21 protein-coding genes are annotated in these 25,387 nt (G+C 59.7%); 11 read left to right on the plus strand and 10 right to left on the minus strand.

Annotated features, from left to right (window positions below; genetic code table 11):
- The 6 genes from xdhC to AC2FF8_RS07500 all read left to right on the plus strand — a co-directional run bounded on the left by xdhC (window position 1) and on the right by AC2FF8_RS07500 (window position 8,598).
- On the plus strand, window positions 1-879 hold the full coding sequence (gene xdhC, locus AC2FF8_RS07475; RefSeq protein ID WP_425079240.1) for a xanthine dehydrogenase accessory protein XdhC: 879 nt from the start codon (window positions 1-3) through the stop codon (window positions 877-879).
- 43 nt (window positions 880-922) lie between these two features.
- Entirely contained in the window at window positions 923-2,524 is a 1,602-nt protein-coding gene (locus AC2FF8_RS07480) for a xanthine/uracil/vitamin C permease (protein WP_170345209.1), read from the plus strand.
- Window positions 2,525-3,051: 527 nt separating this feature from the next.
- Window positions 3,052-5,148, plus strand: coding sequence for a hydantoinase/oxoprolinase family protein (locus AC2FF8_RS07485; RefSeq protein WP_496879328.1), 2,097 nt, complete (start codon window positions 3,052-3,054; stop codon window positions 5,146-5,148).
- Window positions 5,148-6,800, plus strand: a complete 1,653-nt coding sequence (locus AC2FF8_RS07490) for a hydantoinase B/oxoprolinase family protein (RefSeq protein ID WP_496872511.1) — start codon at window positions 5,148-5,150, stop codon at window positions 6,798-6,800. The genes AC2FF8_RS07485 and AC2FF8_RS07490 overlap by 1 nt, the downstream gene beginning before the upstream one ends.
- The gene (locus tag AC2FF8_RS07495) at window positions 6,797-7,864 is read left to right on the plus strand and encodes a pyridoxal phosphate-dependent aminotransferase (protein ID WP_496879329.1); all 1,068 of its coding nucleotides are present in this window, start codon (window positions 6,797-6,799) and stop codon (window positions 7,862-7,864) included. The genes AC2FF8_RS07490 and AC2FF8_RS07495 overlap by 4 nt, the downstream gene beginning before the upstream one ends.
- Window positions 7,861-8,598, plus strand: a complete 738-nt coding sequence (locus tag AC2FF8_RS07500; RefSeq protein ID WP_496879330.1) for a maleate cis-trans isomerase family protein — start codon at window positions 7,861-7,863, stop codon at window positions 8,596-8,598. Before AC2FF8_RS07495 ends, AC2FF8_RS07500 begins: the two co-directional genes overlap by 4 nt.
- Window positions 8,599-8,789: 191 nt before the next feature.
- On the opposite strand, the gene AC2FF8_RS07505 is transcribed toward AC2FF8_RS07500, so the two are convergent.
- Window positions 8,790-10,145 (minus strand): MmgE/PrpD family protein, encoded by a 1,356-nt coding sequence (locus AC2FF8_RS07505; RefSeq protein ID WP_496879331.1) that lies wholly within the window; start codon window positions 10,143-10,145, stop codon window positions 8,790-8,792.
- 229 nt (window positions 10,146-10,374) lie between these two features.
- On the opposite strand from AC2FF8_RS07505, the gene AC2FF8_RS07510 reads away from it, so the two are divergent.
- On the plus strand, window positions 10,375-11,262 hold the full coding sequence (locus tag AC2FF8_RS07510) for a LysR substrate-binding domain-containing protein (protein WP_171331511.1): 888 nt from the start codon (window positions 10,375-10,377) through the stop codon (window positions 11,260-11,262).
- A 383-nt stretch (window positions 11,263-11,645) separates the two neighbouring features.
- Window positions 11,646-12,950, plus strand: coding sequence for a UDP-glucose dehydrogenase family protein (locus AC2FF8_RS07515; protein ID WP_496879332.1), 1,305 nt, complete (start codon window positions 11,646-11,648; stop codon window positions 12,948-12,950).
- A gap of 72 nt (window positions 12,951-13,022) precedes the next feature.
- On the opposite strand, the gene AC2FF8_RS07520 is transcribed toward AC2FF8_RS07515, so the two are convergent.
- A complete protein-coding gene (locus AC2FF8_RS07520; RefSeq protein ID WP_496879333.1) occupies window positions 13,023-14,024 on the minus strand; it encodes a sterol desaturase family protein in 1,002 nt (333 codons plus the stop codon).
- Between the two features lie 107 nt (window positions 14,025-14,131).
- On the opposite strand from AC2FF8_RS07520, the gene AC2FF8_RS07525 reads away from it, so the two are divergent.
- On the plus strand, window positions 14,132-15,022 hold the full coding sequence (locus tag AC2FF8_RS07525; protein WP_425079231.1) for a LysR substrate-binding domain-containing protein: 891 nt from the start codon (window positions 14,132-14,134) through the stop codon (window positions 15,020-15,022).
- Here AC2FF8_RS07525 and AC2FF8_RS07530 read toward each other — a convergent pair.
- Genes AC2FF8_RS07530 through AC2FF8_RS07540 form a run of 3 tightly spaced genes read right to left on the minus strand, consistent with a single transcriptional unit; the run spans window position 14,995 to window position 17,380 of the window.
- Complete coding sequence (locus AC2FF8_RS07530; RefSeq protein ID WP_496879334.1) at window positions 14,995-16,083, minus strand: helix-turn-helix domain-containing protein; 1,089 nt, start codon at window positions 16,081-16,083, stop codon at window positions 14,995-14,997. The genes AC2FF8_RS07525 and AC2FF8_RS07530 overlap by 28 nt on opposite strands.
- A gap of 38 nt (window positions 16,084-16,121) precedes the next feature.
- Complete coding sequence (locus AC2FF8_RS07535; protein ID WP_496879335.1) at window positions 16,122-16,859, minus strand: hypothetical protein; 738 nt, start codon at window positions 16,857-16,859, stop codon at window positions 16,122-16,124.
- Window positions 16,856-17,380, minus strand: coding sequence for an RNA polymerase sigma factor (locus tag AC2FF8_RS07540; RefSeq protein ID WP_254440007.1), 525 nt, complete (start codon window positions 17,378-17,380; stop codon window positions 16,856-16,858). Before AC2FF8_RS07540 ends, AC2FF8_RS07535 begins: the two co-directional genes overlap by 4 nt.
- Before the next feature lie 187 nt (window positions 17,381-17,567).
- Here AC2FF8_RS07540 and AC2FF8_RS07545 point away from each other — a divergent pair, with 187 nt between their 5' ends.
- Both AC2FF8_RS07545 and AC2FF8_RS07550 read left to right on the plus strand, forming a co-directional pair.
- Complete coding sequence (locus AC2FF8_RS07545; protein ID WP_496879336.1) at window positions 17,568-17,846, plus strand: c-type cytochrome; 279 nt, start codon at window positions 17,568-17,570, stop codon at window positions 17,844-17,846.
- 445 nt (window positions 17,847-18,291) lie between these two features.
- Window positions 18,292-20,076, plus strand: coding sequence for an ABC transporter ATP-binding protein (locus AC2FF8_RS07550; protein ID WP_425079226.1), 1,785 nt, complete (start codon window positions 18,292-18,294; stop codon window positions 20,074-20,076).
- Between the two features lie 308 nt (window positions 20,077-20,384).
- Here AC2FF8_RS07550 and AC2FF8_RS07555 read toward each other — a convergent pair whose 3' ends face one another.
- The 5 genes from AC2FF8_RS07555 to AC2FF8_RS07575 are packed head-to-tail and all read right to left on the minus strand — an operon-like array spanning window position 20,385 to window position 25,320.
- Window positions 20,385-21,338 carry an ABC transporter ATP-binding protein gene (locus AC2FF8_RS07555; protein ID WP_496879337.1) on the minus strand — a complete coding sequence of 318 codons (954 nt, stop codon included), beginning with the start codon at window positions 21,336-21,338 and terminating at the stop codon, window positions 20,385-20,387.
- Window positions 21,335-22,312: an ABC transporter ATP-binding protein gene (locus tag AC2FF8_RS07560; protein ID WP_257601119.1), complete on the minus strand. Its 978-nt coding sequence runs from the start codon at window positions 22,310-22,312 to the stop codon at window positions 21,335-21,337. The genes AC2FF8_RS07555 and AC2FF8_RS07560 overlap by 4 nt, the downstream gene beginning before the upstream one ends.
- A gap of 4 nt (window positions 22,313-22,316) precedes the next feature.
- On the minus strand, window positions 22,317-23,219 hold the full coding sequence (locus AC2FF8_RS07565; RefSeq protein ID WP_257601120.1) for an ABC transporter permease subunit: 903 nt from the start codon (window positions 23,217-23,219) through the stop codon (window positions 22,317-22,319).
- Complete coding sequence (locus AC2FF8_RS07570; RefSeq protein WP_170345192.1) at window positions 23,219-24,226, minus strand: ABC transporter permease subunit; 1,008 nt, start codon at window positions 24,224-24,226, stop codon at window positions 23,219-23,221. Before AC2FF8_RS07570 ends, AC2FF8_RS07565 begins: the two co-directional genes overlap by 1 nt.
- Window positions 24,226-25,320 (minus strand): M24 family metallopeptidase, encoded by a 1,095-nt coding sequence (locus AC2FF8_RS07575; RefSeq protein WP_496879338.1) that lies wholly within the window; start codon window positions 25,318-25,320, stop codon window positions 24,226-24,228. The genes AC2FF8_RS07570 and AC2FF8_RS07575 overlap by 1 nt, the downstream gene beginning before the upstream one ends.
- Window positions 25,321-25,387 lie beyond the last annotated feature (67 nt).

Raw genomic sequence — 25,387 nt, forward strand, 5'->3', positions numbered from 1 at the left:
ATGGTTGCCCCGGGTTCCCTGAACGAATTTCTGTCCGCGCAGCATTGCGTTATCCGCGTTGCGTTGACGCGTGTCCGCGGGTCTTCGCCGCGCAATGAGGGAACAGAGATGTTCGTGGCACCCGGATCATTGTGGGGAACCATTGGCGGTGGACAGTTGGAATTCCTCGCCATCAACGCCGCGCGGGACATGCTGCGTGATGGAGCGTTGCATCAGGACATGGATGTGCCTCTGGGCCCGGAAATCGGGCAATGCTGCGGCGGCAGGGTCGAACTGAACCTGACCCGCATGCGTGCGTCAGACAAATGGGCAGCAAAAGAGCGCGCCGCCCAGCGCGAAGACGTTCTGCCCCATGTCTATGTCATGGGCGCGGGACACGTGGGGCGTGCCTTGGCCAATCTGTTTCAGCATCTGCCGGTGCGCTGCATCCTCGTCGACACCCGGCCGGAAGAGATCGCGCTTTGCGCCGCAAATGTCGAAACAAGGGTCAGCGCGATTCCCGAAGCCGAAATCTGGAGCGCACCCGAAGGCAGCGCCTTTATCGTTTTGACCCATGATCACGGGTTGGATTTCCTGCTGACATCCGCAGCGCTGGAACGTCAGGACGCGGCTTACGTAGGGATGATCGGATCCGCTACCAAGCGGGTTAAACTCAGAAACTGGGCGCACAAATACTGTGACGGACAGTCTATCGAACACTTGAAATGCCCCATTGGGGCCAGCGGTAGCCGCGACAAGCGGCCCAGCGTCATCGCCGCCTTCGTGGCGGCCGAAGTGATGGCTGAATTGACCTCTGAAACTGCCGCGACCGCCCTGACCGGGGCAAACCAGGCGCCCCTGCGGGCCCACCATCACGACCGGAAAGGGAGATCGGCCTGACACCCGTCGGGCCAGCCCGGTCACATCAGAGGAGGAGACCGTCATGGACGGGAGGACCTATGAATACAAGCTGTTTACCCGCAGCGATTTCAGCGCTTTCTGGGCGCTGTTCACGGACAACCTTGTAAACCTGCTGATCCTGTCCGGGGTTTGCCAGTTCGTGTTCCAAATGCCAGCGGAAATCGTCTTTGGCCGCATCGTACCCGGTGCCGCCATTGCGATTTTGGCCGGTGTCGCTGTCTACACATACCTCGCCAAATGGGCGGCAAACGCTCAGGGCAAAGACGTTACAGCGTTGCCCTACGGCATCTCGACCCCGGTTATGTTCGTCTACCTGTTCGGTGTGATCGGTCCCATCTATTGGGCGACCAACGACCCGATGCTGGCTTGGCAAGTCGGAATCGGAGCCGGATTCATGGGCGGCATTGTTGCGGCGTTGGGCGCAATCGTGGGGCCATACCTCAAGAAGATCACGCCCCGCGCAGGAATGCTGGGAACGCTTTGCGGGATAGCTCTGGTTTTCATCGGCTCCGTCCCTCTGGCCGAAGTGTTCGAGAACCCCGTCATCGGCTTTACGTCGCTGCTGTTTATCCTTTGGGGCCTGATCGGGCGCTTCCGTCTTCCCGGCAACGTTCCGGCCGGTCTGGTTGCAATTGCCGCTGGTACGGTGATTGCCATCATCCTTGGTGAGTCAAGGATTGATGTCAGCGGCATCGGGTTCTATCCGCCAATCCCTTACATCGGGGACCTTATTGCCGGCGTGCAGTACCTTTTTGCCAACCCCGAGCTGTTCCTGGTGCTGATCCCCGTGCAGATCTACAACTTCATCGAAACCATGAACAACGTGGAATCGGCCGAGGCCGCGGGGGATCACTACCCGGTTGGGCTGTGCCAGGTCACGGACGGCGCGGGCACGATGCTGGGCGCACTTTTTGGTTCGCCATTCCCGACAACCGTGTACATCGGCCATCCGGCCTATAAACGGCTTGATGCGCATGCGGGGTATATTGTCGGTGTGGCCGTTGTAATTGCTGCCGCCGCCTTCCTTGGGTTCCTGTCATTCCTTGCTGGCCTGATCCCGATCGCCGCAGCCGCACCGGTACTGGTCTTTGTCTCGGTCAGCCTGATCACCAACACGGCATGGGCTGTCAAACCGATGCACATGGCTGCGGTATCCTTCGCGATCCTGCCCCATATCTCGGCCTTCCTGATGGTCAAATGGGGATCGTTGATGAACGCGCTGCGCAGCAGCGGTGTCGAAGGACTGCCATCCTTGGGAGATCCCAATCTGACCTCGGCCCTTCTCATGGAGGGGGCCCATTACGAGGGGCACCTTGCCCTGAGCCAGGGGGCGATCATCACCGGACTGGTCTGGGGCGCCATCGTGGCCGATGTGATTGACGGACGCTTCCGGATGGCCGGCGCGTTTGCCGTCGCAGGTGGGCTGATGTCTTCGATCGGCATCATCCATTCCTACACGCTACAGATGCCTCAGTTCGACGGGATAACCATCGGCTATCTGATCATCGGCGCGTTCCTCTATGTCTACCCGATGTTCGCCCCGAAAGAGGATCTCGAACATCGTATCATCGTACCGGACGAACCCGATCTCATCGATGACGATTCACCCGCCCAACAGGCCTGATCGACAGCGGGGCAGTCGCATGGCTGCCCCGAAAACCTTCCCTTCCCGTTCAGTCGTGTTCGTTCATGAGGCAAAGTTTGCTCTGCGACCGCTTGCTGATCTTTCTCTCGCCTATCTCCCGGTGACGGCATGTGGTTCGCAAGGGTCTTGCAGCGGATCACCCTTGCGAACCACAGGGCTGCGCCGCCTGGGCATCCTCCATCACGAATACGGTCGCAGCATCGGCTGGGGTTACACTAAATAGACGACCACAGGTGATGTGCGCGGGGTCAAGACCCTCACCCGCAAGCCCCGCAATCGGCCGTCAACCGATCAGGCGTGACGTATTTTGTCGTTTGCAGGCATTTTTGTCGCTTTCCGGCTTGTTGCGGCATGCTGGTGTGAACAAGAATACCTGCTTATGAAGAGTTGTTTTCCAAATCCTATGGACCGCCGTGCCACCGGCTGTGACCTTGTGATCCCAGCCTGATCTCAGGGCCCCTGGCCCATGTGCTTTACGCTGTGACTACGGATATTCGGACAACCTCATGACAACTCAAGCGCTGCGCCTGGCCATCGATATTGGCGGCACGTTCACGGATACGGTTCTTGTCTCTGGGGAAGAGACGATTCTTGCCTCGACCAAAACCCTGACCACGCATCACAACCCCGCCGACGGCGCCATGCAAGGCGCAGCGCGCGTAATGCAGCAGACAGGTCACCATCTGAGCGAAGTCACCGGTTTCATTCACGGCACCACGCTGGCCACCAACGCGCTGATCGAAAAACGCGGTGCGGTCGTGGCAACCGTGACCACCGAAGGGTTCAGGGACATTCTGGAAATCGCCTACGAGCGGCGCTACTCGCAATACGACATCAATCTGGAAAAACCTGATCTGCTGGTGCCGCGTGAGCGCGCGCTGACGGTCCGTGAACGCGTTTCGGTTGATGGCAAGGTATTGATTTCGCTGGAAGACGCAGCCGTCAACGCGCTGCTGAAGGACATCGACGCCAGCGGAGCGGAAGCCGTCGCCATCTGCCTGATGCACGCATATGCAAACCCGGCGCACGAGCGCAGGCTGCGCGATACGCTGGCGGACAGGCGCCCCGATCTGACCGTCTCGATTTCGTCGGACGTCAGCCCCGAGGCGCGCGAATTCGACCGGCTGTGCACGACAGTCGCCAACGCCTATATCCAGCCTCTGATTGCAACGTATCTGGCCCGGTTTGTCGAACAATTCGAGGCCCGGGGCGTCACCTGTCCGATCCTGATGATGACAGCGGGTGGTGGAATGTGCACCATGCGAACCGCCGCACGGTTTCCGATCCGGCTGGTGGAATCCGGCCCTGCCGGCGGTGCCATTCTGGCCGCCCGCGTCGCCGCCCGCGCCGGTCTGGATCAGGTACTGTCCTTTGACGTCGGCGGCACCACCGCCAAACTGTGCCTGATCGACAACGCCCGTCCGCAGACCTCACGCCAGTTCGAGATTGCCCGCGCCGCCCGGTTTATCAAAGGATCCGGCATGCCGGTGCGTATACCGGTCATCGAAATGATCGAGATCGGCGCCGGAGGCGGTTCGATTGCCGGGGTTGACCGGTTAGGACGGCTGACCGTGGGGCCAAAATCAGCGGGATCCGAGCCCGGCCCCGTCGCCTTCATGCGCGGCGGAACCGAACCCACGGTAACGGACAGTGATATTGCACTGGGATATATCGTACCGGACACGTTTGCCGAGGGGCATATTCAGCTTGATCCCGAAGGCTCGAAACAGGCGCTGAGCCGGTTGATCGGGTCAAAGCTGGATCTGGATGCCGTAGGCGCCGCCGATGGCGTCAGCCGCATCGTCGACGAAAGCATGGCCAGCGCGGGTCGGATGCATGCGGTGGAATCCGGCAAGGACTTAGGCCCACGAACAATGATTGCGTTTGGGGGCAACGGGCCATTGCACGCCAGCCGGGTGGCGCGGTCCGCCGGGGTCAGCCGCATCGTGATCCCGCCCGATCCCGGTGTCGGATCGGCTGTCGGTTTCCTGTTCGCTCCGGTGTCTTTCGAGATCGTCCGCTCGCGCTATTCGTTGCTGGGCAGCATGGAGCTGAACGGGATCAACACGCTGTTCGAAGCCATGATTTCCGAGGCAAGAGAGGTCGTCTTGCAAGGGGCCGGCGATGTCCCGACCCAGACGCTGCGCACTGCCTTCATGCGCTACCACGGACAGGGACACGAGATCGAGATCTCCCTTCCTGACCGCCCCCTGACCGCCGAAGATATCGTGCCGCTGACCGCTGCATTCGAACAGGAATACCGCAAGCAATTCTCGCGCCCGGTGCCGGGAATGCAGATCGAGATTCTCAACTGGGCAGTACGTGTCGCGACCTGTGACAGCGTCGTGCCCGCGGTTCCTGAAACGCCCCGGTTGAAGACAATCTCGGTGCCGGAAACCCGTCCGATCACGTGTGACGTGGACGGAGTATCAAAGCCAGCGGCCTTCGTTGCCCGGTCGGATCTGAAGCCCGGCGACCACCTTCACGGCCCCGCATTGATCACCGAGCCGCAGACAACCACGCTCGTGTCCGCCGACTTCTCGGCACATGTGGATGCCCTTGGAAACCTCGTCCTCGTTCAGGACCAGAAAGGAGGCGCATGATGTCGTCCGATCTTTCGCCCGCCCGAATGCAGGTGATGTGGAATCGTCTGCTGGCCGTGGTCGAAGAACAGGGCCAAACCCTGATCCGCGCCGCCTTCAGCCCGATTGTCCGCGAATGTGGTGACATCTCTGCCGGGATTTTTGATGCCGATGGCCGGATGCTGGCGCAGGCCGTGACCGGCACGCCGGGGCACATCAACACCATGGCCGAGGCGGTGCAGCACCTGCGCCGGGCTTTCCCGGTTCAGACCATGAAGCCGGGCGACATCTACATGACGAATGACCCATGGCTGGCCTCGGGGCACCTGAACGATTTTCTGCTGATGATGCCCGCGTTCAAGGATGGCAAGGTGGTGGGCTTCACCTCCTGCACCTCGCATCTCGTTGATCTGGGTGGGTTGGGCATGGGTCCCGAAGGATCCGACATTTATGACGAGGGCCTGCTGATCCCACCCTGCAAGATGGTTGAAGAGGGCACTCCCAACGCTTTGCTGCTGGACATCATCCGCGCCAACAGCCGCGAACCCATCGCCAATGATGGCGACATCTATGCACTGATCGCCTGCTGCGAAGCCGGGGTTGCAAGGCTGCTGTCGATGATGGAGGAATTTGGCCTCGACGATCTGGACACGCTCGGCGCCTACATCATCGACACGTCGCGCCGCGGTACACTGGAGGCCATCGCCGACGTGCCCGAAGGTGTCTACAAGAATGTTCTGAAGATGGACGGTTATGAGAATGAGCTGGAATTGCACGCCACCCTGACCGTCAGGAAGGATGGCATGCATGTGGATTTCTCGGGCACCTCGGGCTGTTCACGCAAGGGCATCAACGTGCCGCTGAACTATGCCACCGCCTACACGGTGTTTGCTTTGCGCTGCATTGTCGGCGCGGACATTCCCAACAATGCCGGATCACTGGAGCCATTTACCGTTGACGGGCCCAAAGGCTGCATCCTGAATGCGCAGCGCCCGGTGCCAGTTGCGATGCGGCACACGCTGGGTCAGGTCACGCCCGATCTGGTTCTGGGCTGCCTGCATCAGGCCCTGCCCAATGCGGTCCCGGCCGAAGGCGCAAGCTGCATGTTCGACCTGCCCATGCGCCATGCCCCTGAAGTCGCACGAGAAGGCGGTCGCGAATTCGCTGTGGAACCCGTGCACAATGGCGGAACCGGTGCGCGGCCTCATGCCGACGGCCTGTCGGCCACGGCCTACCCGTCCGGCGTGTTCGGCAGTCAGGTCGAAATCACCGAAAGCGTCGCACCAGTGACGATCTGGCGCCGCGAACTGCGCCCCGATTCCGGCGGCGCGGGCAAGTATCGCGGCGGTCTGGGGCAAAGGATCGAGATGACCTCGTCCAACGGTGCACCCTTTATCGTCTTCCTGTCGGTCGAACGGCTGAAATACCCTGCGCTTGGTCGTATGGGCGGCAAACCCGGCGCGCCCGGTCGCATCCGGTTCAGGGACGGTGCAAGCGATATTCCGGGCAAGGGCGAATTGCGGGTTGAACCAGGTGATTACCTGATCTTCGATACGCCGGGTGGTGGCGGCTTTGGCGACCCCACCGAACGCGACCCGGATGCGCTGGCGCTGGACATCAAACGCGGGTTGGTAAGTGCGCAAGGCGCCAGGATTTACAGAGGTGACGCATGATCCGACCGGTTCCTTACGTTCACGCCATGGGCGCTTATGCGCTGGCTGATCCGAGCAGCGCAGGCACGATTTCACTGGCTCAGAACGAAAGCGCCTTTCCCGCAAGCCCCGCCGCCGTTGCGGTTGGGCAGGCGGCACTGGCGGATCTGGCCCTTTATCCCGATCCGGAATGGTCCGAAATGCGCTCGGCCATTGCCGAGGTGCACAAGCTTGACCCGGCGCGCATATTATGTGGCGCAGGCTCTATGGAACTGATTGGCTGTTTGATCCGCGCCTTTGCCGGGCCGGGCGATCAGGTGCTGGGCACACAATATGGCTATGCCTTTGTTGCCTCGGCTACAGCACAGGCGCAGGCCGAATATGTGATGGCGCCCGAGGTCGATTTGACCGTATCGGTCGACGCGCTTCTGGCTGCTGTCACACCTGCCACCCGCATCATGTTCGTCTGCAATCCGGGCAACCCCACCGGCACGCTGATCCCGAATGACGAAATTGTTCGCCTCCGATCGGATCTGCCCGGCGAGACACTGCTGGTGGTGGACCAGGCCTATGCGGAATTTGCCGATGCCACGAACGATCCCGCGCAAATCTTTGCGATGGTGGATCGGGGCGACACGGTGATCACGCGTACATTTTCCAAAGCCTACGGGCTGGCTGGGGCGCGGGCCGGCTGGGGCTGTTTCCCAAGCGAAATCTCGGGCGAGGTCCGCAAGCTTTTGAATCCCAACAATATCTCGATTGCCTCGCAGGCAGCGGCGGCGGCGGCGATGCGCGATCAGGCCCATATGCGCAACGTGGTCGCACGGACAGCCGAAATTCGGGACCGGTTTGCGCAGGAATGCCGCGAACTGGGCCTGAGCGTGCCGGAAAGCCACACCAATTTCGTGCTGATCCGCTTTGCCTCGACCGCGCAGGCACAACGCGCCGACACGGCCCTGCGGGCGGAAGGTCTGATGATGCGCGGCATGGGCGGCTATGGTTTGTCGGACTGTTTGCGCGCCACGATCTGTGCGCCCGAGGTGATGGACAAGGCCCGCGACGTCTTGAAAGGAACGCTGACATGACCGAGACCCGCACAGCCGCAAAGATCGGTGTTCTGGTGCCCTTCACCAACACCAATCTGGAACCGGATATGGAGATGCTGCGACCACCAAACACCACCATCCATTTCCAGCGCATCGGCGGTTATGACGTGGATGAAATTCCCGGCTCGGATCAAATGGCAGGTTTGGGCGCTTCGGATATCTCCCACGATCTGCGGATGATCTCGGGGGTGCGGCCCGATGTGGTGCTGTACGGCTGCACCTCGGCCACCCTGACCCATGGGCCGTCTTTCGACGCTGAGCTGGCGCAACAGATCAAATCGGAATCCGGTGCGCTATCGCTGACCGCGGCCGGATCATTGATCGCCGCAATCAAAACGCTGGAGGCCACAAAGGTCGGCTTTTCCTCGCCCTATCTGGGCGAAATAAACGTACAGGCGATGGATTTCATGGCCCAGAACGGAATCGAGACCGTTCGATACGCCGATGTGGGCCGCAAGCTGGGCAATTACGGTCAGGGCGAGCTGACACCGGACGACGTCTGTGATCTGGCCTGTCAGGCCGATCACCCGCAGGCGCAGGCCATAGTTCTCAGCTGTACCGACATGCGCGCGGTCGAGGCGATCGACCGGATAGAAGCAACGTTGGGCAAGCCGGTGGTCACCTCGAATCAAGCGATGATGTTTTGCCTTATGCGGGCGCTGAGCCTGCCGCGTCACGACGCGCTGCCGGGGCGATTGTTCGACCTGCTCTGACCGGATCAGGGCGCAAGGCGACAATGTAAAAAAGAAAGGTCACCTCGAACGGGTCTTGGATCACCCAGACTTGTTCGCAGCTCCAATTCAACCTGTGCAGCGGGCAGCAAGACCGGCGTCATCGCCGCCAACAGGATCAAGGGTGTCGACGCGCTGGTCGGAATGCGTTTCAACGGCATCTTCAGCAGGTTTTACGGCTGGTCGGCGGGGGCGTAGGTCAACGCGCCAAGGTCTGAGAATTTCGAGCCTGGCGCGCCCAGCCCCAGAACCGCATCACGAATGGCGGCAGCACGGGATGCACCCAGTGATGGCGTCGCAAATTCCATGAATTTGTCGATCACTTCTAACTCATCCATTGGTGCCTCGGGTCCGCCGCGTGCGTGTACGTCGCCCGACTCAAGTATCCGCCCATCGGCCAGGGTGATGCTGACATCGGCAAACCGGCTTTCCGGGAACCGGTCGGAATGGCGTGCGGCCTCTGCAACCGAGATACGTTCGACGATCGAGGCGACCAGCGGGTCGGCCAGGCCCGCACCGGTGATGTTCTCGACCCCGATCCGGCCATGCGCAACCATTGTTGCGACGGCAAATGGCAGCGAATACTGCGCCTTGGACGTATCATCCGGCATGCCCTGGAAAAGGCAGGCGCTTTCCCGAAACGTGTTTACCTGGATCGCCGCAATTTCCTGGTGCGTCAGGTCGTTTTCACGCATCAGCGCCCGGGTGGCATCAATTGCCGCATGAGCCCAGCGGCAAATCGGATAGGGTTTCACATATTGATGTTCCATCTGCCAGAAATGGCCCAGATCTTGCCAATGCGGGGCAACGTCTGCCGCTTCGATGGTGATGGCCGGTGCCCCGGTAAAGCCTTTCTCGGCCAAAACCGCTGAAGAAATGCCAACCAACGCGCCCCAGCCCGAACCATCATGCAGCATGGTGGGATTGGCGATCTCGCGCATCATCTGGCTGCGCGGGCCGTGATATTCGGCAATCCCCATGGCCTGCCGCATCTGTTCAGCCGTCAAACCGCGCAAGCGCGCCGCCACGGCCACCACGCCAAGCGCGTTCCAAGCTCCGGATGTGTGATAATCGCTGACAGTGTCATGCAAAGAAATTCCCGCGCGTCCCGCGACCTCGTATCCAACGATCACCGCCGCCAGCGCTTCGGGGCCTGAAAAATCTTGAACGGTTTCAGCCAGTGCCGCCAGTGCAGGAACAACGACAACCCCGATGTGGCCTTTGGTCGGATTGTATCCATCATGGCCGTCCAGATTGTCGGTCTGCGTGGCTGCTGCATAGGCCGCGCCCGCGACGCTGACGCGACGGCCGTCGAAAAGCATACGCGCGCTCAGCCCCGGGTCACCCGCGCCAAACAGCGCTGCCGCACTCTCGCGCGCAATCCGTCCGGCCTGCATCGGCCCCGATCCTATGGTGATCCCCAGCGTATCCAGCAGCATCAACGCCGCTGCCTTGCGCGCGGTGTCGGGAAAATCCTGCGCGGCACGCTTCAACGCAAAATCTGCAACGGTCTGAAAGGTATCTGTCACGGTGTCCAGTCGAGGTTTTTCTTTCGGGTTCCGGTTACAGGAAAAAGCCTATGTGAGTTTGCGCAAAGCGGCACGAAAACAATCATGGGGCAATGGCCCCGGATTATTTGTGACTATGACCAGATCACATTTCGAGTCAGAACCATTCTTGTGAGTCGCTCATGGGCAAGACAGCAAGCCCTGGGCTTTTTAGTTCTTTGCGATGTGTCCTGCCTGAGAAACCTCCGTCATGATGAATCTTCCACACCTGACCTTTCTGCGTTCGTTCGAAGCGGCGGCACGGCACCTGAGCTTCACCGCTGCGGCCGAAGAGTTGAACTGCACCCAATCTGCCGTCAGCAATCATGTCCGCTCGTTGGAAGAGTTTTTGCAGCGCCCCCTGTTCGTGCGCCATCCCCGGTCCCTTTCGCTGACAGATGTAGGAGAGGCCTATCTGCCGTCAGTGCGCCATGCCCTACAGGAAATCAACGCCGCCACCCAATCGGTCATCGTGCGGTCGCATACCCGCAAGGTGGTGGTATCCTGCCCGGTCAGTCTGGCCGAGAACTGGTTGCCGGATGTGATCCGTGGTTTCAACGCGGTGCATCCCGACATAGATCTGACGGTTCATGGCACTGTCTGGGCTGATGTCGAACCAAATGTTTCGGACATCTCGCTGACGATCAACCATGTCGACGATGTTTCGCCAGACGCCCAACGTTTGTGGGTCGAAAAGCTGGCCTTGGTCTGTGCGCCCGGTTTTCTGGTCGAAGGCGCGCCGCTGACCGACCCCAAGCAATTGCAGAATGCACCGCTGATCCATATCCTGGGCCGCCCCTCCTATTGGGAGCACGCGGCGCGGCATTTCGGGTTGTCCGACCTGAGCCAGAAGGGCGGGTTGCGGACGAATGTCTCGAATCTGGCAATGGAAATGGCAGCCAAGTCACTGGGATGCGTCGCCCTGCCCCGGTCGCTGGCCCGGTCCTATGTCGAGCGGGGGCTGCTGATCGAGCCGTTCCGGTTTGATCTGAACTGCCCCTGGACCTATTTCATGCGTCTCAAGGAAAAACCCGTTTCGCCACCGGTCCGGCTGTTTCAGAACTGGCTGTTGCAAGCCGCCGCTGAAATGGACGGCTGATCGACCGGTGATTTGCCGGGCCATGTCACGCAGCCCCTTTTATCCCTTACGCCAGCATGTCGGTGGCGAGAACACGCGATCATCCCGCGCCTCCTCAGTACTAAAAAATGAAAGCGGCGGCAGGGGCTGTTCCAGCCATCAACGGCACCCTCTGTTCAATCGAATTTCGACACCAACCGGTTCTTCGTGGTCCTCGGTTCCACTGAACAAAGCGGACATGATCGCGATTTCGAAGGGCTTAACACCGTCTGCGTTCTTATTGCCTCAAAATCCGCAAGAATCTATGGGATGCATCACGCAAATGCTGGCAGCCATTGAAACCGGCGTCAGTTTCTTTGATTGTGCCCACGCCGTCCGTGGTAATTGGTAAGAAGGATTTTTGGATGCGTATTGCAATGATCGGCACCGGTTATGTCGGCTTGGTGTCCGGTGTGTGCTTTTCGGACTTCGGTCATGACGTGATTTGCGTCGACAAGGCTGAGCAAAAGATCGACATGCTCAAGGCCGGGGACGTGCCGATCTATGAACCGGGCCTGGATGTGCTGATGGCAAAAAACGTTGCTGCCGGTCGCCTGAGTTTTTCAACCGATCTGAAGACGGCAGTTGATGGTGCCGATGCGGTTTTCATCGCGGTCGGAACCCCGACCCGGCGAGGGGACGGCCACGCGGATTTGACCTATGTGATGGCGGCGGCAGAGGAAATCGCCCAGGCCATAACCGGATACACGGTCATCGTCACCAAATCGACCGTGCCGGTGGGAACAAACAGAAAAGTTCAGGAGGTCGTTGCGGCAGCCAACCCCACAGCCGAATTCGACGTCGCCTCGAACCCTGAATTTCTGCGCGAAGGCGCTGCGATCGATGACTTCATGCGTCCGGATCGCGTCGTGGTCGGTGTGGAAAACGATCGCGCCGCCGAAGTGATGGCCGAGATTTACCGACCGCTTTATCTGCGTGACTTCCCGATCCTGACCACCGATCTGGAAAGCGCCGAGATGATCAAATACGCCGCCAACGCGTTTCTGGCGACCAAGATCACCTTCATCAATGAAATCGCAGGCCTGTGTGAAAAGGTCGGCGCGGATGTCAAGGAAGTTTCACGCGGCATCGGTCTGGACGGGCGAATTGGCAACAAATTCCTGCACGCGGGGCCGGGCTATGGTGGCTCTTGTTTTCCCAAGGATACCGCCGCGCTGGCGCGGATCGGGCAGGATCATGCCTATCCGATGCAGATCACGGAAACCGTCATTCGGGTGAATGACGAGGTCAAGAAGCGGATGATCGAGAAAATCCGCGACGCCTGCGACGACCGCCTCAATGGCAAGACGGTGGCGGTTCTGGGTGTCACCTTCAAACCCAACACGGACGACATGCGCGACGCGCCATCACTGTCCATCATTCCCGCCTTGATCGGCGGAGGAGCCAAAGTGCGCGTCGTCGATCCGCAGGGCAGAGCGGAAGGCGATGCACTGTTGCCCGGAGTCGAATGGTGCGACGACCCCTATGCAGCGGTTCAAGGGGCTGACGTTGTGGTGTTGCTGACAGAGTGGAACGAGTTCCGCGCATTGAACCTGACCGAGCTGGCCGGTTCCATGAACTCTGCCCGAATGGTGGATCTGCGCAATATCTATTCAAAGTCACAGGCGCTGAAATCCGGCTTTGAAACCTATGTCGGTGTTGGACGCTGAACGCACACCACCTGTTGGATCAGACGCGCCCACCGGACCCGCTTGGGTCCGGCAGGGATCTGCCTTCACGGGCTATTCGGTGGCCCAGATCTTGCGGCGGCGTTCCTTGACCATGTCATTGCCTTCATCGGTGCCGTCGTGGAACGTGTTGAACCATTCATCCCAAGGGGTTTCCCAAGTGCCGTAGTTGCAGTCGAAAAACCGATGATGCAGCTGATGAAAGAAATCCCCGACCTGAAACTTGGCCTTGTTGCCGAACTTCACGTGCTCGAACCCGGCATGAGAAGTCGGAGCGCCGATGCCGTGATGGAACAGCAGGAAAACGGCGTGGATCGGATGCGACGGCAGCAGAAAAAAGATCATCGTATCGAACATCAAGAAAAAGCTCTCGACCGGATGCATCGCAAGCCCCGACCAAGGGCCGGTGTTGATGTTGCGGTGATGCCAAGCGTGGACTTTTGTATAAAGCACACCTACGTGCAGCAGCCTGTGCAGCCAGTAGAAATGGAACCCGGCCCAGATCGGCACAAAGACGGTCATGGCGATGAACCAGATCGGGTTGCCGTCAAATGTGATCATCGTGATCCAGCCATTGGCATAGGAATACAAGATCAGACATTCCCAGAACGTCCAGAACGTCAACGCCGGGCCCAAGGTCCAGAACATGTTGTCCCAGACCTGATTTTTGAAGGTGAACACCTTGGCGCCCTTCATCATCGGGCGCATGTCATAGCGGTATTCGTCTTGCTGCGTGCGGATCCTCCAAAGGGCCAGGTGCAAGCCGCCTGCAACCACCATCAGGATACAGAAATTGCGGAACCAGATTTCCGCAACCCAATCCCAGCCGAAGGTCTCGATCCTGCTCAGTGAAGGCGTCAGGCAGGGCCAGGTGATGACCGCAAAGACCAGCAGCAGCGCCCGCAATGCAAGTGGGTTCCAGCTTTGCAACAGGTATTTCAACGCGGCCAGAGGTTTCATCGGCCAATCCCAGTAGGGCGCGGTCTGAATCGGCAGCTGGGGCGTGTAGTTCCAGATCTTGCGCTTGGTTCGTGGCGGCAGGGCGGGGTCTGACATAGTGGTCTCATTTCATCTGTTCACTGACCACAAGCCTAAGGCCGGGGATCAAAAGCTCAGACCCAATTGTCTTGCCGGTGAGGCTAAGTTCTGCTTAGCCTGCTGGAATGAACACCCGTGTTCCTTCCCTCAACTGGCTGCGCGTATTCGAGGCTGCGGCCCGAACCGAAAGCTTTGCCCGTGCCGCGACCCAGTTGAACATGACGCCTGCCGCCGTCAGCCAGCAGGTCAAAGCGTTGGAAACACGGCTGGGCACACCCTTGTTCCACCGCCACGCGCACGCGGTCACTTTGACCGAGACCGGGCGCGCCTATCTGCCGTCGGTACAGCAATCCTTGCTCATGCTGGAAACGGCAACCGCGGGTCTGTTTGGTGAAACCCGCGAGCAAAGGCTTTACGTGCAGTCGGTGCTGCTGTTTGCACATGGCATTCTGGCCGGGGGTGTTCCCGGATTTCAGGAAGCGCATCCTCAGATCAACCTTTCGCTTGCGACCGGCAATGTCGTGTCGGATTTTGCCAATCGGTTCACTGACCTTCAGATCGTTTTCGGAAACCCCGCGCTGTTTGGCTCGGAAAGTGACGAGTTGATGCGCGAACATCTCTATCCCATCGCCCCACCCGCGATTGCTGCCCGGGTCGAGACGGCAAAAGACTTGTTCGACTTCACCTTGATCGAAGTTTCGACCCATCGGGCAAGCTGGCCGCATTGGTTCGAACACCAGCGGCTGCCAGCGGGCCGGGCACGGTACTTTTTTGCCGACAATTCGGTGATGGCGGCCGAGCTCTGCGCCAGCGGATGCGGCATTGCCTTGGCGCGCGCGCCCGCGTCAGATCGGATTATGAAGCTGTCGGGTTTGGTTCCCTGCCTGCCAGACATCTCATGTCCGGGGCAGGAAGCCTATCATCTGGTCTACCCTTCCCGAACGGCGCTGCGCCCGGCCGCGCGTACGTTTCGCGATTGGCTGATGGATTACAGCGCCGCCGTCCAGACGCGGTAACGCCCCTGCCCGGTGACCTCGCGAACCAGGCCCCGCTGCGCGAACAGGTCGAAATTGCGCTGTACCGCCGCGCGGGAAGCCTTGGTCAGGTCTTCGGCCAAGGGTGCGGATACCATGGGCCAGGCCGTCAATGCATTGATCAGCCGCGGCGGGGTGCGGCCGCTCAGATCCTGCGTGACGTCTTTGGCTTTCGCCTCCCACGCGCTGATCCGATCCAGATGCAGCAACGCCGCAAGGGCAGCCTGCCCTGCGCCGCCGATCCATGCGCTCAGTTTCTCCGACGGGTCCCCCGAGCCGCGCAGCGCGCGCGGCCCGGACAAGGCCAAGGGCATGAACAGCGCACCGCCACGCCCCATGGAGGCCGCATGACGCGCGGCCATGACGGCGGCTTCCGTGTCCTGTCCGATACCTTGTGACACCGCCCGCCACGCATGAAACGCAATTGCCGACTGCGTGACAGGATGCAACCCTTCGGCATTTTGCATGACCTCGGCCAGATCAATGATGGATTCCGGGGTCGCGTCGGCCCCCTGAGCCAACCGGTCAAGAAACGCGGTCAGACCCCGTTCCCAACCGCCGGCGGCAGGCGGCGCGCCCGAACTCAGGCGTCGCACCGCCCATCCGGCCCGAAACAGGGCCTGCACGTCATCATGAGTCGCGCCGATGCGCAAGCCGGTCCACAAAGCCAATCGATCCACGCTGATCCGGTCTCCGGTCCACCACCCCAGATCGGACGTCTCCATCAATGCCAAGCGGTGCGTCCAGCCCTCGGGGCCCGCTCGCAACCGTTCGTCCAGCGCACCAAAAGTCAGGGCCAGATCCGCAAGTTCCGCAGAAAGGTCGGACTGCGCAGCCCGCCAATCGCGCGGATCGAACAGCAGGCGCTGCTCGCGTCGCGGCCCGGGCATGAAAAAACCCTCGTCTTCCTCGACTTCATCCGGCGGCAAGAACCACAGGTCGTCCTCTTCGGACGGATCGCCGTCATAGATGCTGGCGGGGCCAAGATCTTCGGCCTCGTCTTCAGGAAGGGGCAAGGGTTTCTTCGACGTCATACCCCGCATTCTTCGGACATTCCCGTTGGTTCACAAGGGGTATTCCGTCAGCCCGCAAAGGTTCGGGTCAGAACATCCAGTTCGCTGCTCAAATCGGTCTGCGGAGAGCTGCCCAGCAGCATGTAACCATAACCATCCTGCGCCCAGGTCGCTGTTGCCAAACCACTCAGAACGGCCCGCTTGACCTCTGCCTTCGGGGCGTTCGGCCCCTGGCGGATAACACAGAAGGCAAAGGGTTGACCCTGCTCATCGGCGAAAACGACCTGAACCAAGGGCTTTCCTTTGAACGACAGAACCTGTGCTCGCTTCAACTCCAGCCCTGGCAAGGAGTCCAGCGTTTCACGGTTCAGAGACCTGCCAAGTGCTGCCTCGGCCATCGCGAATTGTTTGTCCAGCGATGCCTCGGAACTGTCCAGCGAGACTATCGTCTCGGGCACATAAAGCGACTGATAGATCGCTGCCTGCTGCGCCCAGCCCAGTTCTGCCGGGCGCGTTGCCCAGAACGTCAGCGCGACGGCTGCGACCCCGACGCCCGCGGCCACGGCCAGAAGGCGCAGAAATCCGCCATTGGCGTGATGCGCCACGGGTTCCGGCAAATTGACCTTCGGCGCCTCGGTGGGCAGTTTCTCAAAAACGTCCTGAACGACAGGCGCGAACGGATCCAGCGCCATCAGGCGGCGTTCAAGCTCGGCATCATCCTCAACCGCGGCCTCGATGGCGCGGCTCTGAACCTCATCCAGCGTGCCTTCCAGATACGCCAACAGCGTCTCGTCGGAAAACGTCATTTGCCACTCCGTCGCGCGGCGTCCGCCGCATCAAACTGCATCACGGTTTTCAGTTTCTGCCGGGCATTCGATAGCCGGCTCATGATTGTGCCGATGGGAACGTCCAGCAATGCAGCGGCTTCGCGGTAGCTGTACCCTTCGACGAATACAAGCATGACCGTTTCCCGCTGCGCTTCTGGCAGCTGCATCACTTGAGTAAACACTTCAGCCGCAAAAATATTCGTTTCTGAATCCGGCCCGATTGCGACCAGTTCCGCTTCCGGGGTCACCGACAGCGCCTGTGCCCGCCGGACGGAACGAGACCGCACCTCGTTCAACCAGATAGACCGGCAGATCGTCATCAGCCAACTGTCCAGACGATCATGCGACGTCACTTGATGATGCCGCTCGAGCGCACGCAGGCATGTGGCCTGCACCAGATCGTCCGCCACATCCGATGCCCCCGACAATGCCAGAGCAAACCGCCAGACGCGTCTTGAGTGCATCTGTACGGCGTCACGAACGGCCTGTTCGGAAGTCATCTCGGCACTCATCGAATAAAACGCGACCTGTGTGTGTTTGTCAGTAACGGACCCGGCCCGCAGGGCCAAAACTGACATACACCGCGGAGGAAAGAAATGAAACTTCTGTTGAAGGCAGTCACGTTTGCGTCGGCAATTGTTGCAACACCCATTTGGGCCGCAGGGTGATGCGACGGCCGGTAAAAAGGTGTTTCGCAAATGCAGCGCCTGCCACAAATTGAAAGAAGGCAGCCATGGTGTTGGCCCGTCCCTGCACGGCATTCTCGGCACAAGGGCCGGTCAGGCAGAGGGATTCAAATACTCGACGGCGCTGAAAGGTTCCGGCATCGTCTGGACGCATGAGACCCTGAGCGCGTTCCTGACGAATCCCAAAGGGTTTCTTCAGGGCAATCGAATGCAGTTTCGCGGCCTGAAAAAGAGCGAGGATATTGTTAACCTTCTCGCGTATTTGCAGGAAGAGGGGTAACGGCACCACCCAAGAGACTTGGCCGCTGTGCTGAATTTCGATTTCACGCAAACGGGCCGCCGGACAGGATCGGATACGACGCTTGTGCCCGTCCCCTGTCTGGTTTCGGATAAACACCTGTTCACAGTCAGGAAATACTGCCCTCTGTCGGCGGGTTCATGCCGGACATACGACTCGTCTGTGGCCAGGCAGCCCGAATTTTGCGGCGTTTTTTTATTGATCCTGCCACGCCATCAACCCTGCCTGCACCTGTACAAAGGGGCAGATCGCGGTTGTCCGTGCGCTTTCCAACTCTTGTCCGATCGTAAACGAGCCATTATTTAGCGGGCGTACAGCTCAGACGGTCGGGATGGGCCGCTCTGCCGCAGCTTGGCATCTGTCCTTTAGGCCCGACAAAATATAGGTTAACTGAGCGTGCGCACAGTTTCACGATTTGGAGAACGCAATGATAAAGCGCGCCTGGAACAAGTGGCGATCAGGCTATATGGGCCGCCTTGTAGGTGAAAGCTTTTACGCGCAAGGCAAGCTGTATGGTATTGCGGTTCTGGCAATGATTGCCGTGGCCGTCACTACGGCCGGCTCCGCATATATGATGGAATACATCGTCGATGCCATGACCAGCCCCGAGTTGCAGGGTTGGGCACATGTCATTGCGCTGGGGGTTGTCCTTCTGTTTCTGGTCAAGGCGGTCGCATCCTATATTCAGGCAATCTACCTTGCCCGCGCAGGCAATCGGATCGTGGCGGAACAGCAGGACAAGGTTTACCGAAAACTGCTCAGACATGGGGTCGCGTTCTTTTCGAACAATGAATCATCGGACCTTCTGATGCGCACCACCCATGGCGCGCAGGCGGCCAGAACCCTGATCGATGTGCTGGTCACCGGGTTTGTGCGCGACTCCCTGACTCTGGTCGGGCTGGTTGCGGTCATGGTGTATCAACAACCCGTTTTGTCCGTCTTGTTCTTTGTCGTAGGTCCGATTGCCCTGTTGGGTGTTCGCTATCTATTGAAGAGCGTGCGCACGATCATGCAGGCCGAGTTCAAGTCGCTGGCGGAAATCATTCGGGTGCTGCAAGAGACCTCGGCAGGGATCAAGGTCATCAAGGTGTTCTCGCTCGAAGACCGGATGATCAACCGTATGGACACGGCCATCCGAAAAGTTGAACAGCGGTCGAATGACATCGCCAAGTTGCAGTCCATTGCCAGCCCTCTCATGGAGTTTCTGGCCGGGCTCGCCGTGGCAGGTGTGCTTGTGGTCAGCACGTTGGGCATCGCAGGCACCGAACAACCCAGCGCAGGCCAATTGATGTCCTTTATCACGGCGTTGCTGATGGCCTATGAACCGGCCAAGCGGCTGTCGAAAATGCGTGTTCAGATCGAAACCTGCATGGTTGGTGTCGGCATGTTGTTTGGCCTGCTGGATCAGGACGACACGATGGTGGAAAGCCCCGAAGCCCATGACCTGATCGAAGGCCCCGGCCAGATCACGCTGCGCGATTTGACTTTCGGCTATCAGGGTGCCGTACCTGTGATCGAAAACATGAATGTCACGTTCGAGGCCGGCAAGACCACGGCGCTCGTCGGTCAGTCCGGCGGTGGCAAGTCTACGTTGTTCGGGCTGATCATGCGGTTCTACGATCCAGATGGGGGCAGCGTCGAGATCGATGGCCAGGATCTGCGCGAGGTCAGCTTTGCGTCCCTGCGAAAAAAAATCTCTTATGTCGGTCAGGATACGTTCCTGTTTTCGACGTCGATCATGGACAACCTGCGCTGCTCGGCCCCTGACGCAACCGAGGAAGAGGTCATTGCTGCCGCCAAAGCCGCACATGCGCACGAGTTCATCATGGAACTGCCGGAAGGGTACGAAACGCAAGTCGGTGAAAACGGAACCTTCCTGTCAGGTGGTCAGAAACAGCGAATTGCGATTGCGCGCGCTATTCTGAGAAAGTCCGAGATCCTGCTTTTGGATGAGGCCACAAGCGCGCTGGACGCTGAATCGGAATCGCTGGTCAAAAAGGCGCTGGACACCCTGACGAAGGATGTGACCGTCGTTGTCATTGCGCACCGGCTGTCAACTGTTCTGGAAGCGGACAAGATTATCGTGGTTCAGGATGGCTCGATCGTGGAACAGGGAAATCTGGACGAGCTGATGAAAAAGAACGGAAGCTTCCGCAACCTGTTCGATCAGCAATTCAAAAAACACGAACCCTCGGCGGAAGTGGCCGAGTAACCCCTGCATTCGGTCTGGCACGCACCTCCCTTCCATGGGGGGAAACCTGATCGAAAGAGGGGTGGTTTGTCTTGGTTTCGCGCGCCCGCGCAACGAAACCGTCAGGCCCAAGCCGCCCAAGGGATACGGGCCGCTTGGGCCGCATCTGGGAAAATGAACGGTGCTGTCTTGCGCGCGGATTCGCAGATGGCGATCTTGGTCGGTAGCCACTCAAACATGTGGCTTGGTCGCCCACAAGAAGTTACCGTCGCTTTTGTCGAGACCGCCCTGCTTGCCACCGCCTCAAACCAACACGGAATCCCCCTGCTTTACAAAGGGTACAGACACGCGACCTGATGCGTTTCTCCGGCCAGTTCAGGCATTGTTGCCCTGCACTTTTCGGTTGCCAGCCAGCATCGTTGCGCAAAGGCGCAACCTTTTGGAATATTCATTGGCGACGGCAGTTCGCCCTCAAGCTTGATCCGTTCTTTTCGGGCCGTGGGGTCGGCCCGGGGCGTCGTGGACAGCAACGCCTTGGAATAGGGGTGACGCGGCGCGGCGAACAGCTGTTCTTTGGGCGCCTTTTCAACAGCGCGCCCCAGATACATGACGATCACGTCGTCGGCAAAATGCCGAACCACCGAAAGATCGTGCGAAATGAACAGATAGGCGAGGTCAAGCCGTTCCTGCAAATCCACAAGCAGGTTCAGGATCTGCGACTGGATCGAGACGTCCAGTGCCGAAACCGGCTCATCCAGAACCAGGACCCTGGGATTCAACATAAGCGCGCGTGCAATGGCGATCCGCTGACGTTGCCCGCCAGAGAACATATGTGGATAGCGGTCATAATGCTCGGGGCGCAAGCCGACCATCTCGATCATGTCGCGCGCTTGTGTTTCGCGGTCTGCGGCGGACATGTCCGGACGATTGATGATCAGCGGCTCCTGCAAGATCTGGCCGATGCGCTGACGTGGATTCAGCGATCCATACGGATCCTGGAACACGATTTGCACCGTTTCCCGCATCTTGCTCCATTGCGACGGGGTAATGTCGACACCGTCAATCGTCAGCCTTCCCGACGTCGGCTCTTCAATCATCGTGACCAATCGCGCCAGTGTTGACTTGCCACAGCCGGACTCTCCGACGATGGCCAGAGTCTTTCCCGGTTTCAGTTCGAAATCCACCCCCGAAAGGGCTTTTACCGTCGCTGACTTGGACAGCAACCCGCCCTTCACCGTGTAAAACCTGGTCAGATCTTTCGCCTGAACGATGGGGTCGGTCATGCCAATTCTCCGGCCGCGATTTTTTCTACGTGGTGGCAACGTGCCTTGCCGAAGGCTTCGGCATGGGGGGTCGGTGGTATTTCAGCGCAAGTTGCATCAGCAAACCGGCATCGCGGGCTGAACAGGCACCCTGCGGGGCGATCGAATTGGCCCGGCACAACGCCGGGAATCGTCGGGAGGATCTTGGAGGTCGCGCGCTCGGGCAAGGCGCTCAGCAGGGCCGATGTATAGGGATGACGCGGCGTGCGGAACAAATCACGCACGGGCTGCTCTTCGACTTTTTGTCCGGCGTATTGCACCTGAACCCGTTCGGCGGTTTCGGCCACCACCCCCATGTCATGGGTGATCAGCACAAGGCCCATATCGTGTTCGTCCCGCAATCGAACCAGCAGGTCGAGTATCTGCGCCTGAATGGTGACGTCCAGCGCAGTGGTAGGTTCGTCTGCAATCAGCAGCTTGGGCTTGCAGGCGATGGCCATCGCGATCATGACGCGCTGATTCATGCCCCCTGACATCTGGTGTGGAAAGGTGCTCAGGCGGCTTTCCGGGGCCGGGATGCCAACCTGGTCGAACAGCTCAATCGCGCGCTGGTGGCGGTCCTTGCGGTTCAATCCCAGATGGATGCGCAGGGCCTCTTTGATCTGGAATCCCACCGTGAAACAGGGGTTCAGCGACGACATCGGCTCCTGAAAGATCATCGCCATATCCTTACCGATGATCCTGCGGCGTTCACGGGCCGAAAGGCCGGCAAGATCGAGCCCCTCAAATCGCATCTCGTCAGCGGTGATCGTCGCGGTCCAGGGCAACAACCCCATCAGCGCCAACATCGACACCGATTTACCCGAGCCGCTTTCACCCACGATGGCCAGCAACTCCCCCTTGTCCACCGACAGATCTACGCCATCCACGGCGCGGAACCTGCCCGAGGCTGTGGCGAATTCAACAGTCAGGTTGCGGATCTGCAAAAGGCTCATGCGATCAGCTCCGTTTCAGTTTCGGGTCCAGCGCATCGCGCAGGCCGTCGCCCATCAGGTTGATGGCAAGTACGGTGACAAGGATTGCCAGACCAGGGAAGGTAACCACCCACCAGGCGCGCAGTATGAATTCGCGCGCTTCGGCCAGCATGGTGCCCCATTCCGGCGTGGGCGGCTGCGCGCCCATGCCCAGAAAGCCCAAGGCGGCTGCGTCCAGAATCGCTGTCGAGAAGGACAGCGCCGCTTGTACGATGATGGGTGCCAGGCAATTGGGCAGCACGGTGATGAACATCAGTCGTGACCGGCCAGCACCGGCCACGCGCGCCGAAGTGACATAGTCTTTCTGGCGTTCCGCCAGAACCGATGCGCGGGTCAGCCGCACGTAGTGGGGCTGGAAAACGATGGCGATGGCAATCATCGCGTTGGTCAGCGACGGGCCAAGGATGGCCACCAGCACCAGTGCCAACAGCAGCGACGGAAAGGCCAGAACGATATCCATCACCCGCATGATCAGCGTATCGACCCATTTGGGGGCAAAGCCCGACAGCAGGCCAATCATCACGCCGCCCGACACGGCCACACAGACGACGACGATTCCGACAAAGAAGGAATAGCGCGAGCCCATGATCAGGCGCGACAGCATGTCCCGACCCAGCGGATCGGTACCCAACGGGAAAGCCCAGCTTCCGCCCTCCTGCCATGCAGGCGGTTGCAGGATATGGTCGCGGAATTGTTCCGTCGGGTCGTAAGGGGCCAGAAGGGGCGCAAAAGTGGCGCAGAATACAAAGGCGGCAAAAACCCACAGCCCGATGACAGCACCGCGGTTTTCGCTGAAGTAGTACCAGAACTCGCGCAGGGCGCTGGGGCGGTCTTCCGTTTTGGGCGGGGTTGCGGATAGTTCGGCCATTACCGCCTCCGAATTTTGGGGTTGATGATGCCGTAAAGGACATCGACCAGCAGGTTCACCAGCATCACGATCACCGCGATCATCAGCAATCCGCCCTGAACAACCGGGTAATCTCGGCGGAAAATGCTGTCGACCATCCACTTGCCTATGCCCGGCCAGCTGAAGATGGTTTCGGTCAGGATGGCTCCTGCCAGCAACGTGCCCACCGACAGGCCGATCACCGTGACAACCGGAATCAGCGCGTTACGCAGCGCGTGCACCCCGTTGATCCGCGTTGGCGACAAACCCTTGGCACGCGCGGTGCGGATGTAGTCTTCGCCCAGAACTTCCAGCATCGCCGACCGGGTCTGGCGTGCGATGACCGCCAGCGGAATCGTTCCCAGCACAATCGTCGGCAGGATCAGATGGCGCACGGCTGATCCGAATGCTCCTTCCTGACCCGACAACAGGCTGTCGATCAGCATGAAGCCGGTGACGCTGGGAAAGTAATACAACAGGTCGATCCGTCCAGAGACCGGCGTCCAGCCCAGATTGCCTGAGAATATGATGATCAACAGCAGCGCCCACCAGAAGATGGGCATCGAGTACCCGACCAGCGCCGAGGACATCAGCGCCCGGTCAAAGAACTTCCCTCGGTTCACCGCCGCGATCACACCTGCGGGCAGACCCAGCGCAATGGCAAAGATCATGGCGCACAGGGACAACTCCAGCGTTGCGGGGAACAGCGAAAAGAACTCGTCCCACACAGGTTTCCTGGTGACAAAGCTTTCGCCCAGATCACCTTGAAGCACTCCGGTGAGGTAATCCCAATACTGCTGCAACACCGGTTTGTCGAAACCCAGCTTTTCGACCATTTCCTGATAACGTTCTTCCGTCATGCCGCGTTCACCGGCCATCACGATGATCGGATCGCCGGGCAGCACCCGGATGAACATGAACGAAATCAGCGTCACGCCCAGGAATGTCGGAACAAACAGGCCAAGACGGGTGAGGAAATAGCCAAGCATCAGCGACCTATGATCGTAAGTTCTTTGGGAAAGCGGGTCAGCGACCGACAGCCATCCCCGGTGACAAGAACGTCATCTTCGATGCGAACGCCGAACTTGTCCAATTCATACAGACCGGGTTCGTTGGTCCAGACCATGCCCGGCAGGATTATCTGACTGTTACCACGCATGATATACGGTGCCTCATGCACATCCCGACCCAGACCGTGACCTGTCTTGGTCCGGATACGATCGGCAAAAGGCGAGGCCTCAAGCACGCTTGTCACCGCGTCGTCGATGTCATGTGCCGTCACGCCGGGGCGGCAGGCTTCGAACCCGGCTTTGTTGGCGCGCAAAACCGTGTCGTAGACATCCCTGCCTTCGTCCGGGACGTCCTGAACGAAAAAAGTTCGCGTGATGTCGGCCGCAAAGCCATGTTTTCGAGCGCCAAAGTCGAACAACAGCGCGTCGCCTGCTCTGATCCGGTAGTCGGCGCGCGCCTTTCCGTGCGGTCGCGCTGAATTGTCGCCCGCAGCCACGATGGGGGAAAAGGCCAGCGACTCCGCTCCTTCTGCGAAGAGGGCCTGTATCAGCGCCTGCTCGACCTGTTTTTCGGTCTGACCTGCACGTACATCAGCAATCACACGCTCCAACGCGCGTTCCGAGATATCGATGGCCGCTTGCAACGCGGCGATATCGTCGTCAGTTTTGATGGCACGAAGGCCCGAGATTTCGCGTTCACCGTCCACAATCCGCAGATCCGGAATTGCGCGGGTAAACGCCGCAGACACGAAAACCCGCATCACCTGACCTTCGACAGCCAGCGATTTGATCGGAATATGTTCTGCCAGCGCGGAAAAGGCGCCGTCATAGCCGGTCTGATCGCGCCAGTCGAACACGGCACCCTCAAATCCGACCAGATCCCATGAGGCGAGCTCCAGGTTGGGCACGATCGCCGCCGGGTCCCCTTGGGCCGGAATTACCACGACAAAAGGGCGTTCGTGGCTCATGAAGGTTTTGCCCAATGCGCGGGTGAAATTCGGACCGGGCACCAGGGCCACTGCGTCCACTGACATATCCATTGCCAATTGGCGGTATTCGGACAAATCCGGCATTCAGCCCGACCTCCTCAATAAGAAAGCCGGAGCCACCAATCTGGCGGCTCCGGTTTGTGAGTGGTGG

The sequence above is a fragment of the Ruegeria sp. YTSA144 genome (assembly GCF_059610125.1).